This is a genomic window from Methylobacterium longum (assembly GCF_022179385.1).
Classification (GTDB): Bacteria; Pseudomonadota; Alphaproteobacteria; order Rhizobiales; family Beijerinckiaceae; genus Methylobacterium; species Methylobacterium longum.
In genome coordinates, this window is sequence record NZ_BPQS01000001.1 from 258489 (window position 1) to 279339 (window position 20851).

Annotated in this window: 17 protein-coding genes; 5 read left to right on the forward strand and 12 right to left on the reverse strand. The window is 73.0% G+C overall.

Annotation, left to right across the window (positions count from 1 at the left end):
- Positions 1–120 precede the first annotated feature (120 nt).
- The 3 genes from MFF58_RS01155 to gltX form a co-directional block, all read right to left on the reverse strand.
- On the reverse strand, positions 121–999 hold the full coding sequence (locus tag MFF58_RS01155) for a DNA-3-methyladenine glycosylase family protein (protein WP_238284724.1): 879 nt from the start codon (positions 997–999) through the stop codon (positions 121–123).
- Between the two features lie 71 nt (positions 1000–1070).
- On the reverse strand, positions 1071–2360 hold the full coding sequence (gene gltA / locus MFF58_RS01160; protein ID WP_238284725.1) for a citrate synthase: 1290 nt from the start codon (positions 2358–2360) through the stop codon (positions 1071–1073).
- Positions 2361–2610: 250 nt separating this feature from the next.
- Entirely contained in the window at positions 2611–4038 is a 1428-nt protein-coding gene (gene gltX / locus MFF58_RS01165) for a glutamate--tRNA ligase (protein WP_238284726.1), read from the reverse strand.
- A gap of 185 nt (positions 4039–4223) precedes the next feature.
- Between gltX and MFF58_RS01170 the strand changes: the two genes are divergently transcribed.
- The gene (locus MFF58_RS01170; RefSeq protein WP_238284865.1) at positions 4224–6521 is read left to right on the forward strand and encodes a ComEC/Rec2 family competence protein; all 2298 of its coding nucleotides are present in this window, start codon (positions 4224–4226) and stop codon (positions 6519–6521) included.
- Here the strand turns inward: MFF58_RS01170 and lexA are convergent.
- Positions 6515–7243, reverse strand: a complete 729-nt coding sequence (lexA, locus tag MFF58_RS01175; protein WP_238284727.1) for a transcriptional repressor LexA — start codon at positions 7241–7243, stop codon at positions 6515–6517. The two genes, MFF58_RS01170 and lexA, sit on opposite strands and share 7 nt — an antisense overlap.
- 235 nt (positions 7244–7478) lie before the next feature.
- On the opposite strand from lexA, the gene MFF58_RS01180 reads away from it, so the two are divergent.
- The gene (locus MFF58_RS01180; protein ID WP_238284728.1) at positions 7479–7934 is read left to right on the forward strand and encodes a hypothetical protein; all 456 of its coding nucleotides are present in this window, start codon (positions 7479–7481) and stop codon (positions 7932–7934) included.
- A 6-nt stretch (positions 7935–7940) separates the two neighbouring features.
- Here the strand turns inward: MFF58_RS01180 and MFF58_RS01185 are convergent, their stop codons facing one another.
- Positions 7941–8156 carry a hypothetical protein gene (locus MFF58_RS01185; RefSeq protein WP_238284729.1) on the reverse strand — a complete coding sequence of 72 codons (216 nt, stop codon included), beginning with the start codon at positions 8154–8156 and terminating at the stop codon, positions 7941–7943.
- Between the two features lie 80 nt (positions 8157–8236).
- On the opposite strand from MFF58_RS01185, the gene MFF58_RS01190 reads away from it, so the two are divergent.
- On the forward strand, positions 8237–9478 hold the full coding sequence (locus MFF58_RS01190; protein ID WP_238284730.1) for an NRAMP family divalent metal transporter: 1242 nt from the start codon (positions 8237–8239) through the stop codon (positions 9476–9478).
- A gap of 62 nt (positions 9479–9540) precedes the next feature.
- Complete coding sequence (gene fae, locus MFF58_RS01195) at positions 9541–10080, forward strand: formaldehyde-activating enzyme (protein ID WP_238284731.1); 540 nt, start codon at positions 9541–9543, stop codon at positions 10078–10080.
- Positions 10081–10198: 118 nt separating this feature from the next.
- On the opposite strand, the gene MFF58_RS01200 is transcribed toward fae, so the two are convergent.
- The 6 genes from MFF58_RS01200 to MFF58_RS01225 form a co-directional block, all read right to left on the reverse strand.
- Positions 10199–10672 carry a hypothetical protein gene (locus tag MFF58_RS01200; RefSeq protein WP_238284732.1) on the reverse strand — a complete coding sequence of 158 codons (474 nt, stop codon included), beginning with the start codon at positions 10670–10672 and terminating at the stop codon, positions 10199–10201.
- Positions 10673–10710: 38 nt separating this feature from the next.
- On the reverse strand, positions 10711–11160 hold the full coding sequence (locus MFF58_RS01205) for a response regulator (protein ID WP_238284733.1): 450 nt from the start codon (positions 11158–11160) through the stop codon (positions 10711–10713).
- Positions 11157–12278 (reverse strand): histidine kinase dimerization/phosphoacceptor domain -containing protein, encoded by a 1122-nt coding sequence (locus tag MFF58_RS01210; protein ID WP_238284734.1) that lies wholly within the window; start codon positions 12276–12278, stop codon positions 11157–11159. Before MFF58_RS01210 ends, MFF58_RS01205 begins: the two co-directional genes overlap by 4 nt.
- A 246-nt stretch (positions 12279–12524) precedes the next feature.
- Positions 12525–15815, reverse strand: coding sequence for an error-prone DNA polymerase (locus MFF58_RS01215; RefSeq protein ID WP_238284735.1), 3291 nt, complete (start codon positions 15813–15815; stop codon positions 12525–12527).
- Entirely contained in the window at positions 15812–17449 is a 1638-nt protein-coding gene (locus MFF58_RS01220) for a DUF6504 family protein (RefSeq protein WP_238284736.1), read from the reverse strand. The genes MFF58_RS01215 and MFF58_RS01220 overlap by 4 nt, the downstream gene beginning before the upstream one ends.
- Complete coding sequence (locus MFF58_RS01225; RefSeq protein WP_238284737.1) at positions 17376–18155, reverse strand: ImuA family protein; 780 nt, start codon at positions 18153–18155, stop codon at positions 17376–17378. Before MFF58_RS01225 ends, MFF58_RS01220 begins: the two co-directional genes overlap by 74 nt.
- Before the next feature lie 232 nt (positions 18156–18387).
- Here MFF58_RS01225 and MFF58_RS01230 point away from each other — a divergent pair, with 232 nt between their 5' ends.
- Positions 18388–19281 (forward strand): collagen-like domain-containing protein, encoded by an 894-nt coding sequence (locus tag MFF58_RS01230; protein ID WP_238284738.1) that lies wholly within the window; start codon positions 18388–18390, stop codon positions 19279–19281.
- A 10-nt stretch (positions 19282–19291) separates the two neighbouring features.
- On the opposite strand, the gene MFF58_RS01235 is transcribed toward MFF58_RS01230, so the two are convergent.
- Complete coding sequence (locus MFF58_RS01235) at positions 19292–20506, reverse strand: TIGR03862 family flavoprotein (RefSeq protein WP_238284866.1); 1215 nt, start codon at positions 20504–20506, stop codon at positions 19292–19294.
- Positions 20507–20851: the final 345 nt, after the last annotated feature.

The following is a 20851-nucleotide window of genomic DNA, read 5'->3' on the forward strand; positions in this document are numbered from 1 at the left end:
CATGCCAGGATGAGGACGCGGGCGGCCGAGCCTGACTGCGCCGAGCGCCCGCGCGGCGCCGAACATCAGCGCGGCGCCGATCAGATGGCGTCGCTCCGCTCACCTGGGACGGCGGCGCGGTCATCGCCCCTTCACGACCGCCTCGTCCGCCGCCCAGAGATGCTGCGCCGCGTAGGCCCGATACGGGCGCCACGCCTCGGCCCGGGCGAGCAGCGCCGCCGGGCTCGGGCGTCCGGTGCCGGTCTCCAGCGCCCGCAGCAGGCCGACATCGCCGACCGGCAGGGCGTCCGGCAGCTTGAGCACCCGCATGGCGATGTACTGCGCCGTCCAGGGTCCGATCCCGCGGATGACCGTGAAGCGCAGGACGGCAGCCTCCAGCGTCTCCGCCGGAGCGAACAGGTCCGGGTCGGCGAGCGCTGCCGCCGCGAGCGCCCGGATCGCCGCCCCGCGGGCGCGCGGCATGTTGAGCACGCGCGCAACATCCGCCTCGACCAGCGCCGCCGGTGCCGGGAAGATGTGGGTCAACCCGCCGGCCGGCTCCGCCAGCGGCGTCCCGAAGGCCGCCACGAGCGTCCCGGCGAGTCCGATGGCAGCCGCCACCGAGACCTGCTGGCCGAGGATCGCCCGGCAGCCGGTCTCGAACGGGTCCCAGGCCCCCGGCAGTCGCAAGCCCGGTCGCGCCGCCACCAGCGGGGCCAGGACGGGATCCCGGGCAAGACAGGCCGCGATGGCGGTCGGGTCGGCGTCGCAGTCGAACAGGCTGCGCAGGCGTCCGGCAACCGTCGGGGCGTCGCCGGCCTCGATGCCGCGGAGCGCCGCGTGCAGGCAGCCGTCGCCGGGCTCCACCGTCAGGAAGCCGTGCCGGCCCGCGGCGCTGACCGTCCGCGCGTAGGTCGCGCCGCCGGGATCGACCATTTCGACGCCCGGGATCGCGCGCTTGGCCAGGAAGGCGCGGATCGCCGCCCAGTCGTAGGGCGGGCGGTAGGGGAGCCGGAGCACGGGCGCCTCCGCAAACGAGAAGGGCGGCCGCTCGGCCGCCCCGTCGGTCTTGTCCCGGGACAGGTCCCGCCTCAGCCGCGCTGGTCGACCGGCACGTAGTCGCGCTGGGCCGGGCCCACGTAGAGCTGCCGCGGACGGCCGATCTTCTGCGAGGGATCCTCGATCATCTCGGCCCACTGGGCGATCCAGCCGACCGTGCGGGCCACGGCGAACAGCACCGTGAACATGTCGGTGGGGAAGCCCATCGCCTTGAGGGTGATGCCCGAGTAGAAATCGATGTTCGGGTACAACTTCTTCTCGATGAAGTACTCGTCCTTGAGGGCGATCTGCTCCAGCTCCATGGCGACGTGGAGCAGCGGATCGTCGGTCTTGCCGAGCTCCTTCAGCACCTGGTGGGTGGTGCTCTGCATGATCCGGGCGCGCGGATCGTAGTTCTTGTAGACGCGGTGGCCGAAGCCCATCAGGCGGAACGGGTCGTTCTTGTCCTTGGCCTTGGCGACGTACTTGCTGACGTTCTCGGGCGTGCCGATCTCCATCAGCATCTTCAGCGCCGCCTCGTTGGCGCCGCCATGGGCCGGGCCCCAGAGGCAGGCGATGCCGGCCGCGATGCAGGCGAAGGGGTTGGCGCCCGAGGAGCCGGCGAGCCGCACCGTCGAGGTCGAGGCGTTCTGCTCGTGGTCGGCGTGCAGGATGAAGATCTTGTCCAGCGCCCGGGCGAAGACCGGGTTCACCTCGTATTCCTCGCAGGGCACCGCGTAGCACATGCGCAGGAAGTTCGAAGTGTAGTCGAGGTCGTTCTTCGGATACACGAAGGGCTGGCCGATCGAGTACTTGTAGGCCATCGCCGCCAGGGTCGGCATCTTGGCGATCATGCGGATCGAGGCGATCATCCGCTGGCTCTCGTCCGTGATGTCGGTCGAGTCGTGATAGAAGGCCGAGAGCGCACCCACCGAGGCGACCATCACGGCCATCGGGTGCGCGTCGCGGCGGAAGCCGGTGAAGAACCGGTTCATCTGGTCGTGCACCATGGTGTGGCGCGTGACCCGGTAGTCGAAATCGGCCTTCTGGGCCGCGGTCGGCAGGGCGCCGAACAGCATCAGGTAGCAGGTCTCGAGGAAGTCACCCTTCTCGGCGAGCTGCTCGATCGGGTAGCCGCGGTAGAGCAGCACGCCCTCGTCGCCGTCGATGTAGGTGATCTTCGATTCGCACGAGGCGGTCGAGGTGAAGCCCGGATCGAAGGTGAAGGCGCCGGTCTGGGCGTAGAGCTTGCCGATGTCGATCACGTCCGGACCGATCGTACCGGATTTCACCGGCAGTTCGATCGACTTGCCGTCCACGGTGATGGTGCTGGGTGCGCTCATGGATCGTGGACCCTTCTGTGGCGACGTGGCGGATACCGGCCTCGGGCTGCCCGAGCCGGTCCCGGGGGCCTGAGCACCCGCATTATGCTGCGGGTGCTCACAGGTATGGGTTACCCAAACGGCACTGCAGCAGCAACGGGGTCGGTGACAACCGGACCCCGACGCCAAGGGAATTCGCAACGCCGATTCCGCCAAGCGAAATCCGGGCCGCGATCCGCGGTTCCCCTGACCGGCCCGGATGGCGGCGTGCTCAGCCCTGCGGCACCTGATCACCGAGCCGCGCCAGGGTCTCGTCCCGGCCGAGCACCGCCATCACGTCGAACAGGGGCGGGGAGGTGGTGCGGCCGGTGAGCGCCGCCCGCAGGGGCTGGGCCACCTGCCCGAGCTTGCAGCCGGCCGCCTCGGCGTACTGGCGCACGGCGCCCTCGGTCGAGGCTGCGCTCCAGTCGGCCAGCGCCTCGAGCGCCGGCCGGACCCCGGCGAGGCGGGCGCGGCCCTCGTCGGAGAGGAGCGCACGGGCCTTGTCGTCGAGGGCCAGTGGACGCTGGGCATAGAGGTAATAGGCGCTGTCGAGGAGCTCGATCAGCGTCTTGGCCCGCTCCTTCAAGCCCGGCATGGCCTGGATGAGCTTGTCCTTCAGGTCGGCCGGAAGCGGCGCCGACAGGCCGCGCTCCGGTCCGACGCTCGGCAGGATGGTCTCGATCGCCGCCGCGAGGTCGGCATCGGCGCTGGTGCGGATGTAGAGGCCGTTGACGTTGGCGAGCTTGGCGAAGTCGAACCGCGCCGCCGAGCGCCCCACCGCGCCGAGATCGAAGGCCGCGATCATCTCGTCGGTGGTGAAGACCTCTTGGTCGCCGTGGCTCCAGCCGAGCCGCACGAGGTAGTTGCGCAGCGCCGCCGGCAGGTAGCCGAGATCCCGGTAGGCCTCGACGCCGAGCGCCCCGTGGCGCTTCGACAGCTTGGCCCCGTCGGCCCCGTGGATCAGCGGGATGTGGGCCATCTTCGGGACGTCCCAGCCGAGGGCGGAGAAGATCTGGGTCTGGCGCGCCGCGTTGGTGAGGTGGTCGTCGCCGCGGATGACCTGCGTGACGCCCATGTCGTGATCGTCGACCACGACGGCGAGCATGTAGGTCGGCGTCCCATCCGAGCGCAGCAGGACGAGGTCGTCGAGGTCCTTGTTGGCCCAGGTCACCCGGCCCTGGACGGCGTCCTCGACCACGGTCTCACCCTCGGTCGGCGCGCGCAGGCGGATCACCGGCTTGACCCCCGCGGGGGCCTCGGACGGGTCGCGGTCGCGCCAGCGGCCGTCGTAGCGCGGCGGGCGCCCCTCGGCGCGGGCGGTCTCCCGCATCTGCGCCAGTTCTTCGGCGGTGGCGTAGCAATGGTAGGCGCAGCCCGCGGCCAGCAGCGCCTCGGCCACAGCCCGGTGGCGCTCGGCGCGGGCGAACTGGAAGACCACGTCGCCGTCCCAGTCGAGGCCGAGCCAGGACAGGCCGTCGAGGATCGCGTCGATCGCGCCCTTGGTGGAGCGCTCGCGGTCGGTATCCTCGATGCGCAGCAGCATCCGGCCGCCGGTGTGGCGGGCATAGAGCCAGTTGAACAACGCCGTGCGGGCCCCGCCGATATGCAGGTAGCCGGTGGGCGAGGGCGCGAAGCGCGTGACGACGGCTGAGGACATCGGTCCGGTATGTTCGGGGAAGGGTCGCGGGAGGGCGGAGGAGCGGCGAGGGGGCTCGGCAGGGCGCCCGTAGCACGAAGCGTCGGCTGTAGCACGGGCCGGCGGATGCGTTAAGAATCGACCGCGGAATCGCCCGGCCGCCGATGAGAGGTCGCGCGCAGCGGGGCGGCGGCAATGCGGCGGCAATGCGGCGGATCGGCGCGAGGCTGGCGGGGAGCGCGGTGTCGCCGGCCGGCTCGCGCGCGTCCGCGCTCCCCGCCAGCCTCGCGCCGATCCGCCGCTGGATGGCCGAGGGGATCCGCCGGGAGGTCGAGCAGCGCCGGCTGTTCCCCTGGCTGGCGGTGGCCTTCGGAGCCGGCATCCTGGCCCAGTTCGTGGCGGCCGACGGCAGGCCGATCCTGGTCGCCCCCCTCGTCGGCGCGGCCCTCGCCCTGGCGCCGGCCCCAGCCCTGGGCGCGCGGCCGGCCGCCCTGGCGCTGGCTTTGGGGATGGCGGCCGCGTTCCTCGGCTTCGCGGCGGCGACCTGGCGGGTCTCGCAGGTCGCCGCCCCGATCCTCCCACGGATCACCATCGGCCCGCTCGTCGGCATGGTCGAGGCCCTCGACGAGCGCGAGGTCGGAGCCCGGCTGTTGATCCGGGTGGAGAGTTTCGCCGGCCTCGCGGCGGAGGTACGGCCCGCCCGGGTGCGGGTGTCGTTCCGCAGGACACCGATCCCGCGGCCCGGGGACGTCGTGGCCGCCACGGCCCGGCTGCTGCCGCCGCCGGAAGCCGCCCGGCCGGGCGGCTACGATTTCGCCCGGGACGCCTATTTCCAGGGGATCGGCGCGGTGGGCTCGCTGGTCGGCGCGGTCTCGATCCGCGCGCCGACCGAGCCGCCGCCCCTGCACCTGCGTCTCGCCGCGATGCTGGACGACGCGCGCAACGCGCTGACCCGCCGGATCGCACAGGCCGAGGGCGGGCAGGCGGGAGCCGTGGCGGCGGCCCTGGTGACCGGCAAGCGGGGCCTGATCGGGCCTGAGACCAACGACGCGCTGCGCGCCGCCGGCATCTACCACGTCGTATCGATCTCCGGCCTGCACATGGTGCTGGCCGCCGGCGTGGTGTTCTGGCTGGTGCGGGCGGTCCTCGCCCTGGTGCCGTATTGCGCGCTGGTCTGGCCGATCAAGAAGATCGCGGCCGGCTTGGCCATGCTGGGCGTCACTGCTTACTGCGCCTTCTCGGGCTGGGACATCGCGGCCGAGCGCTCGCTGTTCATGACCCTGATCATGCTGGGCGCGATCCTGGTGGACCGGCCGGCGCTGTCGATGCGCAACCTCGCCCTCGCCGCCCTGGTCGCCCTGGCCCGGGAGCCGGAGGGTCTCCTCGGCCCGAGCTTCCAGATGTCGTTCGGGGCGGTGGCCGGGCTGATCGCCTGCGCACGGCTGATCGACGGCCGGCTGTTCGTGCGTCCCGGGGCAGGACGCATCGGGCGGCTCGTCGGCACCGGCCTCTCGGCGATCACCGGAACCCTGGCCACGACCCTGGTTGCCCAGGTCGCCACCGCGCCCTTCGCCACCTACCATTTCCAGACGATCCAGCCGTTCGGGCTGGTGGGCAACGCCCTGACGCTGCCGCTCGTCTCCCTGGTGGTGATGCCATCCGCGGTGATCGGGTGCCTCGCCTATCCCTTCGCCCTCGACCGGCCGATCTGGTGGCTGATGGGCCAGGCGGTGGGCGGCATGCTGGCGATCGCGCAGTGGATCGCCGGGTTCGAGCGCGCCACCCTCGTGCTGCCTGCCTTCGGGACAACGGCGCTGATCCTGCTGACCGCCGGTCTCCTGCTGGCGACGCTCCCGGTCTCGCGCCTGCGCTGGCTCGCCGCGCCGCCCATCCTGCTGGGCCTCTGGCTCGCGGCCCTGCCGGATCGCTACGACCTCTACGTCGACCGGCAGGGCGGCGGCGCTGCGGTGCGCGGACCGGACGGCCGCCTCGCGGCGCTGGGCAGCCCCTCGGGGTTCGTGTTGGAGCAGTGGCTGAAGGCGGACGGCGATGGGCGGCGCCCCGGCGCGCTGGCCGCCCCGACCGGCGGCGGGCATTGCGACCGGCTCGGATGCACCGCGCGCCTGCCGGACGGACGGGCGGTCGCGCTGATCCGGGACCGGCGCGCCTTCGCCGAGGATTGCCCCCGCGCCGCGGTGCTGATCACCGGCCTCACGGCGCCCCCGACCTGCACGGGCCCGTTCGTCATCGACCGAAAGATTTTGTCAGAACGCGGCGCCGTGGCCCTCAGGGCCGAGGCCGCGGGGTTCACCGCGCGCTATGCCCGCAGCCTCGACCGGGGCCTGCCGTGGCGACTGCGCCCGGATCCGCGGCCGACGCCGCAGCGGCCGATGACCGCCGCGGCGGACAGCAGCCGCGCGGATGACTCTGTCGCGCCCACCGACGCTGACCGGGCGGGCGCCGGAAGCGGGCCCGGCGACGCGCCGGCCGCGCCGCTTCAGTAGCGGCGGACGAGACTCACGAGACGGCCCTGGATCTGGACCCGATCCGGCCCGAGGACTCGGGTCTCGTAGGCCGGATTGGCAGCCTCGAGCGCGATGGAGGAGCCGCGGCGGCGCAGGCGCTTGAGGGTCGCCTCCTCGTCGTCGATCAGGGCCACGATGATGTCGCCGGTATTGGCGGTGTCCTGCTTGCGGATCACCACCAGATCGCCGTCGAGGATGCCGGCCTCGACCATCGAGTCGCCGCGCACCTCCAGGGCATAGTGTTCGCCGCCGGCCAGGAAGTCCGGCGACAGGGTGATGGCGTGGCTCTGGTTCTGGATCGCCGAGACCGGCGTACCGGCCGCGATCCGGCCCATGACGGGGATCGAGATGGCCCGGCCGGATTCGTCGATCATCCGGGCATTGGCGGGGAGCGGCGCCTGCTTGGACTTGCCGCCTTCCACCACGCTCGGGGTGAAGCGGCGCGGCTCGGCGGCGGGGGGCTGGACCGGAGCCGCCTGGGTCAGGCTCTCGGGAATGCGGATCACCTCGATGGCCCGCGCCCGATTCGGGAGGCGCCGGAGGAAGCCACGCTCCTCCAAGGCGGTGATCAGCCGGTGGATGCCCGACTTCGACTTCAGGTCGAGGGCGTCCTTCATCTCGTCGAAGGACGGCGGGACGCCGCATTCCTGCATGCGGTTCTGGATGAAGCGCAGGAGGTCCAGCTGCTTGCGCGTGAGCATTGATGGGGCCTCGCGGCTTGTGGACCGCCTCGTGGCGGTCTCGGAAACAAATCACGAACACGTTAAACGTTCCGCAAGTGTTCCGCAAGAGAGTTATGGCCACGCTCGCGTCGCCGCGGGCGCATCCGGGCCAGAAACGCATTGACGGCGCAAGCGGAGCCGTTTCAATGCACACCGCCGCCCGCCGGAGGGGAAGAAGCCGGGGCGCGGCCGGGATCAGGCTGGGATGACGAGGATGCGACGACCCGCAGCTCTGCTGCCCCTCGGCCTGATCGCCCTCGGTCTTGCGCTCGCAGGGTGCACCACCGGGTTCTCCTACATCTCGCGGAACTACGTCGCGCTGACCCCTCAGGTGGTGACGATCGGCTGCAAGGAACCCTACGAGGTCTACGACAACCGGCAACTGCGCCGGATGCTGATCGTCTCGAACACCCTGCGCGAGTATGCCGGCTGCAACCTGAGTGAGGCGCGGATCGACCCCGAGCCGGGAGCGACCCGGGTGACGCGCTTCCGCACCGCCGCCCGCGCCTATCTCGACGAGACCGTGCGGGAGGAGTGCCGGATCACCGGCGAGACCGTGTTCGACGCGCTGAAGTCCGAATTCGCCTACGCGTGCGACGGGCCGGTCGAGAAGCGCGGCACGGTGGTCCCGCGGTTGCCGGGCCGCAATCCGGGCCTGATCCAGCGCTGATCCGGCTCAGGTCCCCGGTTTCGGAAAGGTGCGCTCGGCCGCGTCGCCAGCCGCCGCCAGCAGGGCCCGGGCGAAGGCGCGGGCCTCGGCCCGGTCCAGGATGATCGCGGCGGTGACGGGGCCGCCCCCGAGATCGGACAGCGCGAGTTCCAGGCGCACCCCGTCGGGCACGGCGCTCGCCTGCAGACTCCAGCCACCGCCCCGATCCGCGCTCTCCGCCATGGCCCTCTCCTCCCGCACGTTCCGGGAAAACGCCGCAGCCGCGCGCCGGAACTGCCCGCACCCGGGACTGTTCCCGAGCCGTGCCCAGCGCTTCCCTGCCTCGCCTGTCCGCGTTCCTCAAGGCCGCCGGCCCTGGACTGGTGGTGATGCTCGCCGATACGGATGTCGGGAGCCTGATCACCGCGGCCCAGAGCGGCGCGCGCTGGGGCTACTCGCTGTTGCTCCTCCAGATCCTGCTGGTGCCGATCCTCTACGTCGTCCAGGAACTGACGGTCCGGCTGGGGACCGCTACCGGCCGCGGCCACGGAGAGCTGATCCGGGCGCATTACGGTCCGGCCTGGGCCTGGATCTCCTACGGCGGCCTCGTGGTCGCCGGGGTCGGCGCCATCGTCACGGAATTCTCCGGCATCGCCGGGATCGGCGACCTGTTCGGCGTGCCGCGCCTCGTCAGCCTGGGGCTGCCGGCCGCTCTGCTGCTCGGTCTGGTGTTCACCGGGAGCTACCGGCGCGTCGAGGCGGTGGCGATCGCGGTGGGCCTGTTCGAACTGGTCTTCATCGGCCTCGCCGTCGCGGCACGGCCGGACGCGGGGGAGATCGTCGCCTCCTTCGGGCACATGCCGCTGGGCGACGGGCGGTACCGGGTGCTGATCGCCGCCAATATCGGCGCGGTGATCATGCCGTGGATGATCTTCTACCAGCAATCGGCGATCGTCGACAAAGGCCTCGGATGGGCGCACGCCAGGCGCCTGCGGCTCGACACCCTCGCGGGCGCGGTGATCTCGCAAGGCGTGATGGGGGCGATCCTGATCGCGGCCGCGGCCACGATCGGCAAGGCCGGGCGGGGCAGCGAGGCCGGTCTGGAGACGGTCGGCGACCTCGCGGGGGCCTTCACGCCGGCGCTGGGTCCGTGGCTTGGACAGGTGGTGTTCGGGGTGGGCATCATCGCGGCCGCCTTCGTGGCGCTGAACGTCGTGGCCCTGGCGCTGGCCTGGGGCTTCGGCGACGTGACCGGCAAGCCCCATTCCCTGGAGCAGTCCCCCCGGGAGGCGCCGGCCTTCTATGGCGCCTTCGCGCTCGTGGTCGCCGCGGGGGCGGTCGCCGTCCAGCTCGTGCCGAATCTCGTGGCGCTCAACATCGCCGTAGAGGTGATGAACGCGCTGCTCCTGCCGCTGGCGCTCGGCCTGCTGATCCTGCTGGCCACCCGCGCCCTGCCGGAGGGGCAACGCGTGGACGGGGCCTACAAGTGGGTGGTCTACACCATCTCCGGGGTGACCGTCGCGTTCGCGCTGGTCGGCGTGCTCGACGGGATCGGCCTGCTCTGAGCCGATTGACGCGGACGGCGCGATGATGTCTCCCGCGGGCTCCGATCAGGTGGAGTTCGAACATGCAAGAGATCTGGTTCCGCACGGGCGAAGCCACGGTGCTGGCGGCGGAGGGCCAGTACACCGACGCGATGCCGGAGGTGCTGATCGGCTCGGTGCGCGGGCCCGTGGGCCAGGCCTTCGCGTCGATGATGGGGCAGGTGCAGGGCCACACCCGGATGTTCGTGGTGCGCGACCTCAATCAGCTGGTGCGCCCGGCCACGATGATGACCACCAAGGCCACCATCCACACGGCCGAGTACGTCGAACTGCTCGGCGGCGTGGTCCAGGCGGCCACCGGCGATGCGATCGTCGATTGCATCATCGAGGGCGTGCTGCCGCGGGACGGGCTCGACGAGCTCTGCATGATCATCATGATCTGGCTCGACCCGCGCTGCGCCGAGGACGACAGCCTCGACCAGAAGGACCTCTACCGGACCAACTACGAGGCGACGAAGCTCGCCATCGCCCGCGCCCTCAAGGGCGAGCCGACCGTGGACGAGCTGATCGCCAACCGGAAGACCGTGAAGCACTACGCGCTCGAGGACGTGATCGAGTATTGAACGGCGCGCCGCGGCGCTCGGCGGGGGACGCCGCCCCGTCGTCGCGCGCGGCGATGCGGGACGGCGACGATCGGCGTGGGCCGTCCAGGCCGCGTCGACGGGCCCGCCGGTCGGGCGCCTAGCCCGGCGGAATCCGGCCCACCGAGCACAGGGTGCGCATCGTGGTGCTGCCCGGGTCCGTGTAGCAGGAGGCCGACCAGCCGTTCTGCTGGATGAACGACTTGCGCCGCTCCGACAGCGAGGTCCGGTAGGCGTTCGCGATGATCGGCTCGACGGTCGCGGCGGCCTCGCCGGTCAGGATCTCGGAGGCCATCGAGAGGTCGCGGAAGAAGGTCGGCGAGGGGGACGGCTCGGCGGAGGTCGCCTGCACGATCGGCTCGGCCCGGCAGGTCACGTCGAGCTTGATCGGGCCGGCCACGCGGATGTCGATGCTCGGGCCCGCGCGCTTGCCGACCTTGCCGCCGATGGCGCCCGCGATCTGGCGGGCGAGGTCGTCGCAGGTATCGGCCCCGGCTGGGAGCGCCAGCAGCGCCAGGAGCGGCAGGCCCGCGAGGGCGGCGAGGACGAGGCGCTGGACGGCGAAGCTTGACATGGGCGCACTCTACGCGGGGCGCCAAGCCTGTCGAGGGGTCAGGCCCGCATCTCGGCGAAGCTCGCCAGCCAATTCGGGGCGACGCGCATGCCCGAGGGCACCTCCGCCCCCGGGGGCGGCCGGCGCACGCAATCCTTGAGATAGGCCAGGGACGCGCCCAGCACCGTGTCGGAGAAGGGCTTGGCGATCACCGCGGTGGCGCCCTCCATGTCCTCGGGGATCGCGCGGGCGTTGGCGGTCATGAACGCGGCCGTGATGCCGCCGAGGTCGCGCACGGCATGCGCCACGTCGATGCCCGAGGAGCCGTCGCCGAGGCGCAGATCGATCAGCACCAGTTCGGGCCTGGTCTCGGGGATCAGCGCGATGGCCTCGCGGGCGGTCACGGCCGTCCCCACGACGCGGTGGCCCGCCTCCTCCAGCATCATCTCGATCTGCATCAGGATGAGGGCCTCGTCCTCGACCACGAGGATGCGCAGCGGCTCGCTCACGATGCCTCCAGACTGCCGGCCATCTCGCGCGGCAAGCGGACGTTGACGACGGTCCCCGGATCGTTGGCCTGCCAGGCGATGCTGGCGCTCAGCTGGCGGCACAGGGTGCCGATCAGCCGTTTGCCGAAGGAGCGGTGCTCCATCACTTGGACGGGCATGCCGACGCCGTCATCGGCGATCCGGATGGTGAAGTACGTGTCGTCCGGCGCCACCGTCACGGAGAGACGGCCGGCGCGGTCGTCCGGAAAGGCGTGCTTGAGGGCGTTGGTGATCAGCTCGTTCATCATCAGCGCCACCGGGGGTGCCTTGCTCACCGGGATCTCCACCGCCTCCAGGTCCAGGTGCAGGCGGATGCGGTCGGTACCCGAGCCGCGGACCAGATCGGTGGCGAGGTCGCGGGCGAACTCGGCCACGTCGAACCGCTCGACGTTGTTGGACTGATAGAGCCGGCGGTGGACCGTGCCCAGGGCCTCCACCCGGGTCAGCATGGCCTCCATGGCGGTGCGGGCGGCGGGATCGGTGATCGCCCGGGTCTGCATGGACAGGAGCGCCGCAATCATCTGGAGGTTGTTCTTGACCCGGTGATCGACCTCGTGGACCAGCATGGTCTGCGTGGCCAGGGCCTCGGTCAGGTCGCGGGTCCGGCGGGCGACCTCGGCCTCGAAGTGATCCTTCTCCTGCTGCACCCGCAGGTGCGCGTCGATGCGGTCGGTGACGTCGAGCTGCGAGGCGAAGAAGAACAGCACCTCGCCGGCCTCGTTGACAACGGGGCTGAGATACAGCGCGTTCCAGAACGGCGTCCCGTCCTTCTGGTAGTTCAGCACGTCGATCGCGATGTCGGTCCGCGCCTCGACCGCCTCGCGGATCAGCGCCACGGACCCGCGGTCGGTGTGCTCCCCCTGGAGGAAGCGGCAGTTGCGGCCGAGCACCTCGCTGCGGTCGTAGCCGGACATCCGCAGGAAGGCGTCGTTGGCGAAGACGATCGGGTTGTCGTGCAGGCGCGGATTGGTGATGATCATCGCCATACGGGTCGCGCGGACCGCGGCGGCGAACGGATCGCCCTTGCCCTGCTCGGCGTCGAGCCGGTCCGTCTGATGCCAAGCGTCGGGCTGTTCCATCGAACCTGCTCTTCCGTGCCCGGCGTTCGTCACCTCCGGCAATCGGCTTGTGGTTGCGCTTACGTGATTGGCAACTCCAACGACCGATTCACGGAATGGGTTCAGGGGCAATCGGCTTGACGGCTCGTTTTCGGTTGACAGAACGCCGCAGCGCGTGCGGCGCCGGCCCTGACGCGAGGCCCGTCGGGCCCGGGGCGAACGCCCCCGGACAGGACTCCGGAACGGCTCTTCCCGAGCCCCGCCGGCTCAGTGGAAATCCCGGCTGGGATACAGGCGCCGATCCGGGGGAACGCCGAAATCAGTGGTCTCGGGGGGCAGCTTCATCCCGGCGGCGCGCAGGTCGCGCAGCGCGTCGGTCAGATCGCGGAACCCCTCGGCCACGAGATGGACCACCCCCTCCGCCCGCTGGATCCGGCCGCGCACGGCCAGGAACCGGGCCTGCATGGCGGCCCGGCGGTTGGCCTCGAACGTGGTTTTCCAGACGATCACGTTGGCGATGCCGGTCTCGTCCTCCAGGGTCAGGAAGACCACGCCCTTGGCGGTCCCCGGCCGCTGGCGGATCAGCACGAGCCCCGCCACCGTGACCCGGGCGCCCTGGGGCAGGGCGGGATCGAGATGCGCCCGGGCCGGGATCGCGCCGATCCGGGCGAGGCGCCCCCGGAAGAAGGCGACCGGGTGCCCCTGCAGCGACAGGCCGGTGGCGGCGTAATCCTCGGCCACCGCCTCGGACGCAGCCAGGGTCGGCAGATCCACCGCCGGCTCGTGCCGGAACAGCCCGTCATCGGCGTGCCACGCGAAGAGCGGCAGGGGCGCGTCGAGGAGATGGGCCCGGCGCGCGCTCGCATCCGCCCTGGCGGCCTTGCGCGCCGAGGTCCCCTCCAGGGTCCGGACCATCCACAGGGCGGCCCGCCGGTCGAGGCCGAGGGAGCGGAACGCGTCGGCCTCGGCCAGGCGCTCCAGGGCGTTGCGGGGGAGGGCGAGGGACGCCTGCAGGCCCTCGATGCTGCCATAGCCGTTGGCCCGCAGCCGCACGAGCCGGCGCATCGCGGCCTCGGGCAGGCCCCGCACCTGCCGCAGGCCGATCCGCACGGCGTGCAAGGCGGGATCCCCGGCCGGCTCCAGGGTGCAGTCCCAGTCGCTGGCGTTGACGCAGACGCCCCGCACCTCGACCCCGTGGGCGCGGGCGTCGCGCACGAGCTGGGCCGGCTGGTAGAAGCCCATGGGCTGGGCGTTGAGGATCGCGGCCAGGAAGACGTCGGGGTGCCGGCACTTCATCCAGGCCGAGGCGTAGACGAGGAGCGCGAAGCTCGCCGCGTGGCTCTCCGGGAAGCCGTAGGTGGAGAAACCCCGGATCTGCGCGAAGCAGCGCTCGGCGAAGTCCTGCGGGTAGCCCCGGCGGGTCATGCCGCCGACGAACTTCTCCACGAAGCCGCCGATCGAGCCGACATGGCGGAAGGTCGCCATCGCCCGGCGCAGGCCGTCGGCCTCCGCCGGGGTGAAGCCCGCCGCCGTGATGGCGATCTGCATGGCGTGCTCCTGGAAGAGCGGCACCCCGTAGGTCCTCTGCAGGACCTCCTTGAGTTCGTCGGCCGGGCCGTGGTCCGAATGCGGGGCGGGGTAGTCAACCGGCTCCACCCCCGACCTCCGCCGCAGGTACGGGTGGACCATGTCGCCCTGGATCGGGCCGGGGCGCACGATCGCCACCTGCACCACGAGGTCGTAGAATTCCTTCGGCTTGAGGCGGGGCAGCATCGACATCTGCGCTCGGCTCTCGACCTGGAACACGCCGACGGAATCGGCCTTCGCCAGCATCGCGTAGGTGGCCGGGTCCTCCTGGGGCAGGTCGGCCAGGGTCTCGTAGGTGACGCCGTGGTCCCGTTCCAGGAAATCGAGGCCGCGCTTGAGGCAGGTCAGCATGCCGAGCGCCAGGACGTCGACCTTCATCAGGCCGATCGCGTCGATGTCGTCCTTGTCCCACTCGATGAAGGTGCGGTCCGCCATGGCGCCGTTGCCCACCGGCACGGTCTCGTCGAGGCGCCCGCGGGTGAGCACGAAGCCGCCGACATGCTGCGACAGGTGGCGGGGGAAGCCGATCAGCTGGTGGGCGAGGTCCAAGGCCTGCCGGATTGCGGGGTTGTCCGGATCGAGGCCGGCCTCGCGCACGTGCTGGTCCGGCATGCCGGTGCCCCACGAGCCCCAGACCGTGTCGGCGATCGCCGCGGTCACGTCCTCGGTCAGCCCGAGGACCTTGCCGACCTCGCGGATCGCCATGCGCGGGCGGTAGTGGATCACCGTGGCGCAGAGGGCGGCTCGCTCCCGGCCGTAGCGGGCGTAGAGGTGCTGGATCACCTCCTCGCGGCGCTCGTGCTCGAAATCGACGTCGATGTCGGGGGGCTCGCCCCGGTTCTCCGAGATGAAGCGGGCGAAGAGCAGCCGGTGCTTGGACGGGTCCACCGCGGTGATGCCGAGGCAGAAGCACACGGCGGAATTGGCCGCCGAGCCGCGGCCCTGGCAGAGGATGCCCTTGCCGCGGGCGAACTCGACCACGTCGAACAGGGTCAGGAAGTAGCGGGCGTAATCCATCTTGGCGATGAGCCGCAGCTCCTCGCGGAGCGTCGCCGCGACGGCGGCCGGGATGTCGCCGGCGTAGCGCCAGCGCGCCCGCTCGAAGGTTTTCTCCTCCAAGTATTCCTGCGGCGTGCGCCCGGGGGGCACCGGCTCCTCCGGATACTCGTAGTGAAGCTGCGCGAGGCTGAACTCGCAGGCCTGCGCGATCTCGCCGGTGCGGGCGAGGGCTTCCGGATGGTCGGCGAACAGCCGCGCCATCTCGGCGGGGGGCTTGAGGTGGCGCTCGGCATTGGCCTCCAGCCGGTAACCGGCCTCGCCGATCCGGCACCCCGCGCGGATGCACGCCACCACGTCCTGGAGCGGGCGCCGCTCGGGATGGTGGTAGAGCGCGTCCGAGACCGCGACCATCGGGGCGCCGACGGCCGCGCCCAGCTCGGCGAGCAGCCCGAGGCGCCGCCGCTCTTCGCCGCGCCGCGCATGGCAGGCCCCGAGGAAGGTCCGGCCGGGGGCCGCGGCGGCGAGCGCCTCCAGCCGCGCCCGGAACCCCTCCGACAGGCGCCGGGCCGGGGGCATGGCGATGAATATCTGCCCCTCTGCGGCGTCCAGCATCTCCGCGAAGGAGAAGCGGCACGCGCCCTTCCGCACGCGCCGGTTGCCCAAGGTGAGCAGCCGGCAGAGGCGGCCCCAGGCCGCCCGGTCCATCGGGTAGGTGACGGCCTCGAACCCCTCCTCGGTGACGAGGCGCACCCCCGGCAGGATCCGGATCGCCGTGCCCTCCGGTTCGAGTGCCCGCGCCGCCGCGTGCGCCCGCACCACGCCGGCCACGCTGTTGCGGTCGGCGATGCCGATCGCCGCGAGACCGTAGGCGCCGGCCTGCACGACGTATTCCTGCGGGTGCGACGCGCCGTGCAGGAAGGAGAAGTTCGTGGTGACGGCGAGCTCGGCGTAGTCGGGTCCGGGGCCGCTCACGCGAACAGCCCGTGGACGTACCACGCGGCCGGGCGGTCGGGCCCGTGCGGCCCGTCGCGGTAGAGCCAGAGCCGGTGCCCGGCCTCGCACTCGACCCGGTAATAATCGCGCTCCGCGCCGGGCTCGCGCCACCATTCGGCGGCGATCCGCTCCGGCCCCTCGGCATGGGCGACGCGATGCACCTGGGCGCGCCAGCTGAAGCGCCGGGGCGGCCCCTCGGGCACGGTGGAGAGCACGTCGAGGGCGGCCTCGCCCCGGGGGAACAGCACCAGGGGCCGGGGCGGGAGGTGGTCGGGCCAGGGTGGGGTGACCGGGTACGCGACCGGGGACGCGCTGGCACGAGCCCTCCCTCGCTTCCCTGCGGGGGAGGGAGGGAGGTACGCCGGCGCCCGGCCACCGGCCATGTCCGGCGGTGATCCCTGTCCCGGGTCTGCCATCCAGGGGCAGCTCCGGTCAGCCCGCTCCGGAAGATGGCTCGCCTCCGGCTCCAGGCGCAGCAGCACCCGCCCGAGGCGCTGCGCCAAGGCGTCGGCCAGGATCCCGACCCCGTCCCCCGCGGTCGCGGTGCCGAGATCCGTCTGGCGGGCCGGCATGGCCCCGCTCACCGTGACGGTGAGCGCCACCGTCTCGAAGCCGAACCCGGCATCGAGGCCGGACCCCAGCCTGTCGAGGCGCAAAGAGACCAGGGCGGCGACGCGCTCGGGGCAGCGCTCGGGACGCGACAGGCCGAGATCGAGGGGGCGCACCGCCCCGTCGACCCGGTGGAGGGCGAGCCGCAGGGCACAGGCGCCGAGCCCGTCCCGCTCCAGACGCGGCGCGATCTCCGCCATCAGGTCCCGGGCGGTCCGGACGATGTCCGACTGCCGCCCGATCGGGTCGAGGAAGCCGCGGGCGGCGGCATACTCGGCCTCGTCCGACAGGGGCGCCAGGGGTTCGGGCCGGCGGGCCAGGGCCTGATCGAGGCGCAGCAGCAGCGCCTCGCCGAAGCGGCGGGCGAGGGGGGCCCGCGGCAGGGCGTCGAGTTCGCCGACCCGGCGCAAGCCGAGCCGCCGCAGGCCCGCGGCCATGTCGGGATCGAGGCGCAGGGCCTCCAGGGGTAGCCCCCGCAGGGCCTCCGCGGACCCGCCCGGTGCCACGACGGTCCGGTCGGCCTCGCCGTGGCGGGCCAGGGCGAAGGCGGCACCGGGCGTGTCGGCCAGGGCGATCCGGGCCGAAATGCCCCCCCGCGCGAGCCGGGCCGCCAAGTCCGCGACGAGGTTCGTCTCGCCGCCGCGCAGGTGGCTCGCCCCGTCGACGTCGATGTAGAGCCCGTCCGCCGCCTCGGCCGGACCGAACGGCGCCACGAGGGGCGCGTAGCCCGAGGCCCAGCGGCAGAGCCGGAGCAGGGCCTCCCGGTCGGCCATCGGGTCGGCGGGGTAGACTTGGAGCGGCACGCCGATCCGCGCCCGGACCCGGCCGAGGGGCTCGCCGGGGTTCAGGCCCAGGGCGCGGGCCTCCGGGTCGAGGGCCAGGAGCCGCAGGCCGCCGGGACCCTCGGCCGCCACCGCGAGCGGTCCGCCCTCAGGCGCGAGACCGGCCCGCCGCAGACGCGTCACCGGCCAGTGACTCAGGCAGATGCAGACGATGCGCGGCATGGTCCCACTCCAGAAGCCAGTCTCCGCCCCGCCCGTTGCGGCAGCGTTCGAGCCGCGCCCGCCAGCGCGGCCTGTCGAGGGTTCCGAACCGGTCCCGCGCCGCCGGGGCCGCGGCGATCCGCCAGCGGGTGGCGGCCCCGTTGGGCAACCCGCACGCGGCCGGCCGCAGGATCAGCAGCAGCGGCGGCGCCGGCCCCTCCGCGGCGAGTTGCAGGCGTCGGCCCGGCTTCAGCGGCAGGCCCTCCCGCAGGAGGCCGATCAGCACCGCGAGGCTGCCCGCATGCAGGGCCGCCTCCAGCGCGCGGAACACCTCCGCGTCGCTGCCGGCCTCCAGCAGCACCAGCCGTGTGGGATCGAGGCCGAGGCCCGCGAGGCCGTGTCCGTAGGGCAGGGGCTGGCCGGGCGCGGCGGCGATCAGCGCCGCCTCGGATGCCCGTGCGAGCTGGCGGGCGCAGAGCGCCAGGGCGAAGCCGAGGGCGGCGATCATGTCCACGGGGGTGGCCGGGGCGATCTCGTGGGGCGGCCCGAGGGCGAGACCGCCGCCCGGCAGATGTTGGTCGAGGGCCGCGAGCCCCAGCGGCAGGACAGGCCGCAGGCCCCGGCTGCTGGCCGGCGGCGCAAGGCGCGCCCGCAGGGCGTCCAGCCGAGCCCGGGGATCGCCGCGCGCGGATGCCCGCTCGGTGTCGTCCGCTGGGTCCAGCCCCATCTTCGTCGGCTCCGGTCATGCCGGACGATAGGAACATAACAGGAACACGCACAAACGGTTTCGCCGAGGTCCCGGAATCGCGCGTTGGCGCAGCGGCTTGGCCTGTGGATGGTTGTGGACGCGTGTGGAATCGGGCGGCGCCTCCGGTCCCCACGGCCACGGTTGACCGCGCTCGCGGGGCGAGACCAATGTCGCGGCGCCGCGTGCGTGACGCGGCGGATATGGACCGCGCATGCGCCCAGCCCTCACCCTGACGATCCTGATCGCCCTCTCGGGGACGGCGCTCGCCCAGCAGCCGGAAAGTCCGGGGATTGCGGCTCCGGCGCCGTCCGCCGCGCCGCGGCCGGCGCCGGCCCGGCCACGGCGCCCGCAACCGCCGAGCCAGCCGATCATGGTCTACGACGCGCGCATCGAGGCGGGCGACCTGCGGATCTCAGGCTCCGTGCGCAAGCCCGGCGCGATCGTGGTGCTGGACGAGGACATCTCGATCCAGGCCGACCGGCGCGGGCGGTTCACCTTCCGGCTGCCGTACCGGCCCTCCACCTGCGTGGTGACGCTGAAAGCGGAGCCGGACGAGCGCGAGGCGGTGGTGGCGAACTGCGCCCCCGAGGGGCCTCCGGGTCCACCCGGACCGCAGGGGGCCGGGGGGCCGCCCGGGGAGCCAGGTGCCAAGGGGGACCAGGGATCGAAGGGGGACCAGGGATCGAAGGGGGACCAGGGACCGCAGGGGGATACAGGAGCGAAGGGGGATGCGGGCCCTCGGGGCGAGGCCGGTCCGAGAGGGGAGACGGGTCCGAAGGGGGAGGCCGGCCCGCAGGGGCCAGCCGGCTCTCAGGGTGCCCCGGGCCCGAAGGGCGAGGCGGGCCCCGCGGGCCTTCAGGGCGCCCCGGGCCCGCGGGGCGGGGTTGGGCCTCAGGGCATGCCGGGACCGAAGGGGGAGGCCGGGGCCTCCTTGCGGCCGGTGCGCAGGTCCGACTGCGCGGGCGGCTGCGCCATCACCTGCGAGGCCGGGGAGATGCTGGTCACCGCCCGCTGCCTCAAGGCCGGCACGCCGGTCTACGAGGGGGAGGGCGCCGGCTGCCCGGCGGAGGCGGCCGGGATCGTCGGGTTCTGCACGCGGCCCTGAGGGCGGCCCCTCAGCCGCCGGTCTCGCGCAGCCAATCGAGCATCCCGGCGGCGGCCGCCCGGCCGCCCGCGAACGCGCCCTGGAGCAGGTAGCCGCCGGTGGGAGCCTCCCAGTCCAGCATCTCGCCGGCCAGGAACAGGCCGGGACGGGTGCGCAGCATCGCGCGTCCGTCGAGGGCGTCGAGCCGGACCCCACCCGCCGTCGAGATCGCCCGCTCGATCGGAGCGGAGGCCGTGAGGGTCAGCGGCGCGGCCTTGATCAGACCGGCCAGCGCCGCGGGATCCGTCGGGAGGACGCCGGCCGCCTCGCGCAGGAGGCCCGCCGCCACGGGGGAGAGCCCCGCGGCCTTGCGCAGCCGGGTCGCCGTCGAATCGCCGGGCCGGCCGCCGGACAGGCGGCGGGCGAGGGCGTCCCGGGTCAGATCGGGGCGCAGGTCCGCGATCAGCCGCGCGCTGCCGCGGGCGGCGATCGCGTCCCGCAGGACGCGCGAGAGGGCGTAGACCGCACCGCCCTCGATGCCGGAGTCCGTGATCACCGCCTCACCGCGCACCGTCGTTCCCGCGCAGGCGAGCGCCACCCGCTTCAGCGGCGCGCCGGAAAAGCGCTCCCGGAACCGATCGGACCACGCCGCCGCGAACCCGCCATTGGCGGGTTCCAGGGGCGTCACCGCCACGCCGAGCCCTTCGAGGAGTGGCACCCAGCGCCCGTCCGAGCCGAGCCTCGGCCAGCTCGCCCCGCCGAGCGCCAGCAGGGTCGCGCGCGGTCGGATCGCGTGCGGGCCGTCCGGGGTCTCGAAGTGCAGCGCGTCGCCGAGGGCCGTGAGCCGGTAGCGGGTGCGGATCCGGACGCCGAGGCGGTCGAGCCGGGCGAGCCAAGCCCGCAGCAGCGGCGAGGCCTTGAAGCTCTGCGGGAAGACGCGCCCGCTCGATCCGACGAAGGTCGGCTCCCCCAGATCCGCGCACCAGGCCCGCAGCGCGTCGGGCGGGAAGGCCGTGATGGCGGCGTCGAGACAACCGTGCGGGTGGTAGCGGGCGAGGAACTCGGCCCGCTCCTCGCTGTGGGTGATGTTGAGCCCGCCCCGCCCGGCGATCAGCAGCTTGCGGGCGACGGAGGGCATCCGCTCGTAGACCGTAACCCCGCGCCCGGCCTCGGCCAGCACCTCGGCGGCCGCGAGCCCGGCGGGGCCGCCGCCCACGATGGCCAACTCATCCCTGTCATCCGGCATCCGCCGGGAGAGCGACAGGCCGGCGCCGTCTGTCAAGGGCGAAGGCCGGATCGGCGCCGGGCACCATGGGCTGTCCTCCGGCGTTGCGCTAAGGACCGCCCGTGCCCGAACGCAGGGCCGCTCCGATCCCGGCCCCCGCGGATATCGGCGGCCCGGCAGGCGTCCGCGGTCCAAGCGCGCACCTCCCCAAGCCGCCCCAAGCCCCGTCCGTCCCGGATGCTCGGCAGGCACGGCCCGGATCAAAGGCTCCCCGACACGTGGCCAATCCCGTCGCCAGTCCCGTCGCCACTCCCGTCGCCCTCACCGAGATCCAGGCGCCGGCCAAGACGCAGCCGGGCGCCCCGC

Excerpts from the sequence above, each read along its gene's own strand:
- MFF58_RS01170 (WP_238284865.1), top strand. The coding sequence starts at position 4,224 with ATGCGGCGGATCGGCGCGAGGCTGGCGGGGAGCGCGGTGTCGCCGGCC.
- MFF58_RS01220 (WP_238284736.1), bottom strand. The coding sequence starts at position 17,449 with ATGCCGCGCATCGTCTGCATCTGCCTGAGTCACTGGCCGGTGACGCGT.
- MFF58_RS01225 (WP_238284737.1), bottom strand. The coding sequence starts at position 18,155 with ATGGGGCTGGACCCAGCGGACGACACCGAGCGGGCATCCGCGCGCGGC.
- MFF58_RS01210 (WP_238284734.1), bottom strand. The coding sequence starts at position 12,278 with ATGGAACAGCCCGACGCTTGGCATCAGACGGACCGGCTCGACGCCGAG.
- MFF58_RS01235 (WP_238284866.1), bottom strand. The coding sequence starts at position 20,506 with ATGCCGGATGACAGGGATGAGTTGGCCATCGTGGGCGGCGGCCCCGCC.
- MFF58_RS01200 (WP_238284732.1), bottom strand. The coding sequence starts at position 10,672 with ATGTCAAGCTTCGCCGTCCAGCGCCTCGTCCTCGCCGCCCTCGCGGGC.
- gltX (WP_238284726.1), bottom strand. The coding sequence starts at position 4,038 with ATGTCCTCAGCCGTCGTCACGCGCTTCGCGCCCTCGCCCACCGGCTAC.
- MFF58_RS01180 (WP_238284728.1), top strand. The coding sequence starts at position 7,479 with ATGCGACGACCCGCAGCTCTGCTGCCCCTCGGCCTGATCGCCCTCGGT.
- MFF58_RS01230 (WP_238284738.1), top strand. The coding sequence starts at position 18,388 with ATGCGCCCAGCCCTCACCCTGACGATCCTGATCGCCCTCTCGGGGACG.
- MFF58_RS01185 (WP_238284729.1), bottom strand. The coding sequence starts at position 8,156 with ATGGCGGAGAGCGCGGATCGGGGCGGTGGCTGGAGTCTGCAGGCGAGC.
- lexA (WP_238284727.1), bottom strand. The coding sequence starts at position 7,243 with ATGCTCACGCGCAAGCAGCTGGACCTCCTGCGCTTCATCCAGAACCGC.
- fae (WP_238284731.1), top strand. The coding sequence starts at position 9,541 with ATGCAAGAGATCTGGTTCCGCACGGGCGAAGCCACGGTGCTGGCGGCG.
- gltA (WP_238284725.1), bottom strand. The coding sequence starts at position 2,360 with ATGAGCGCACCCAGCACCATCACCGTGGACGGCAAGTCGATCGAACTG.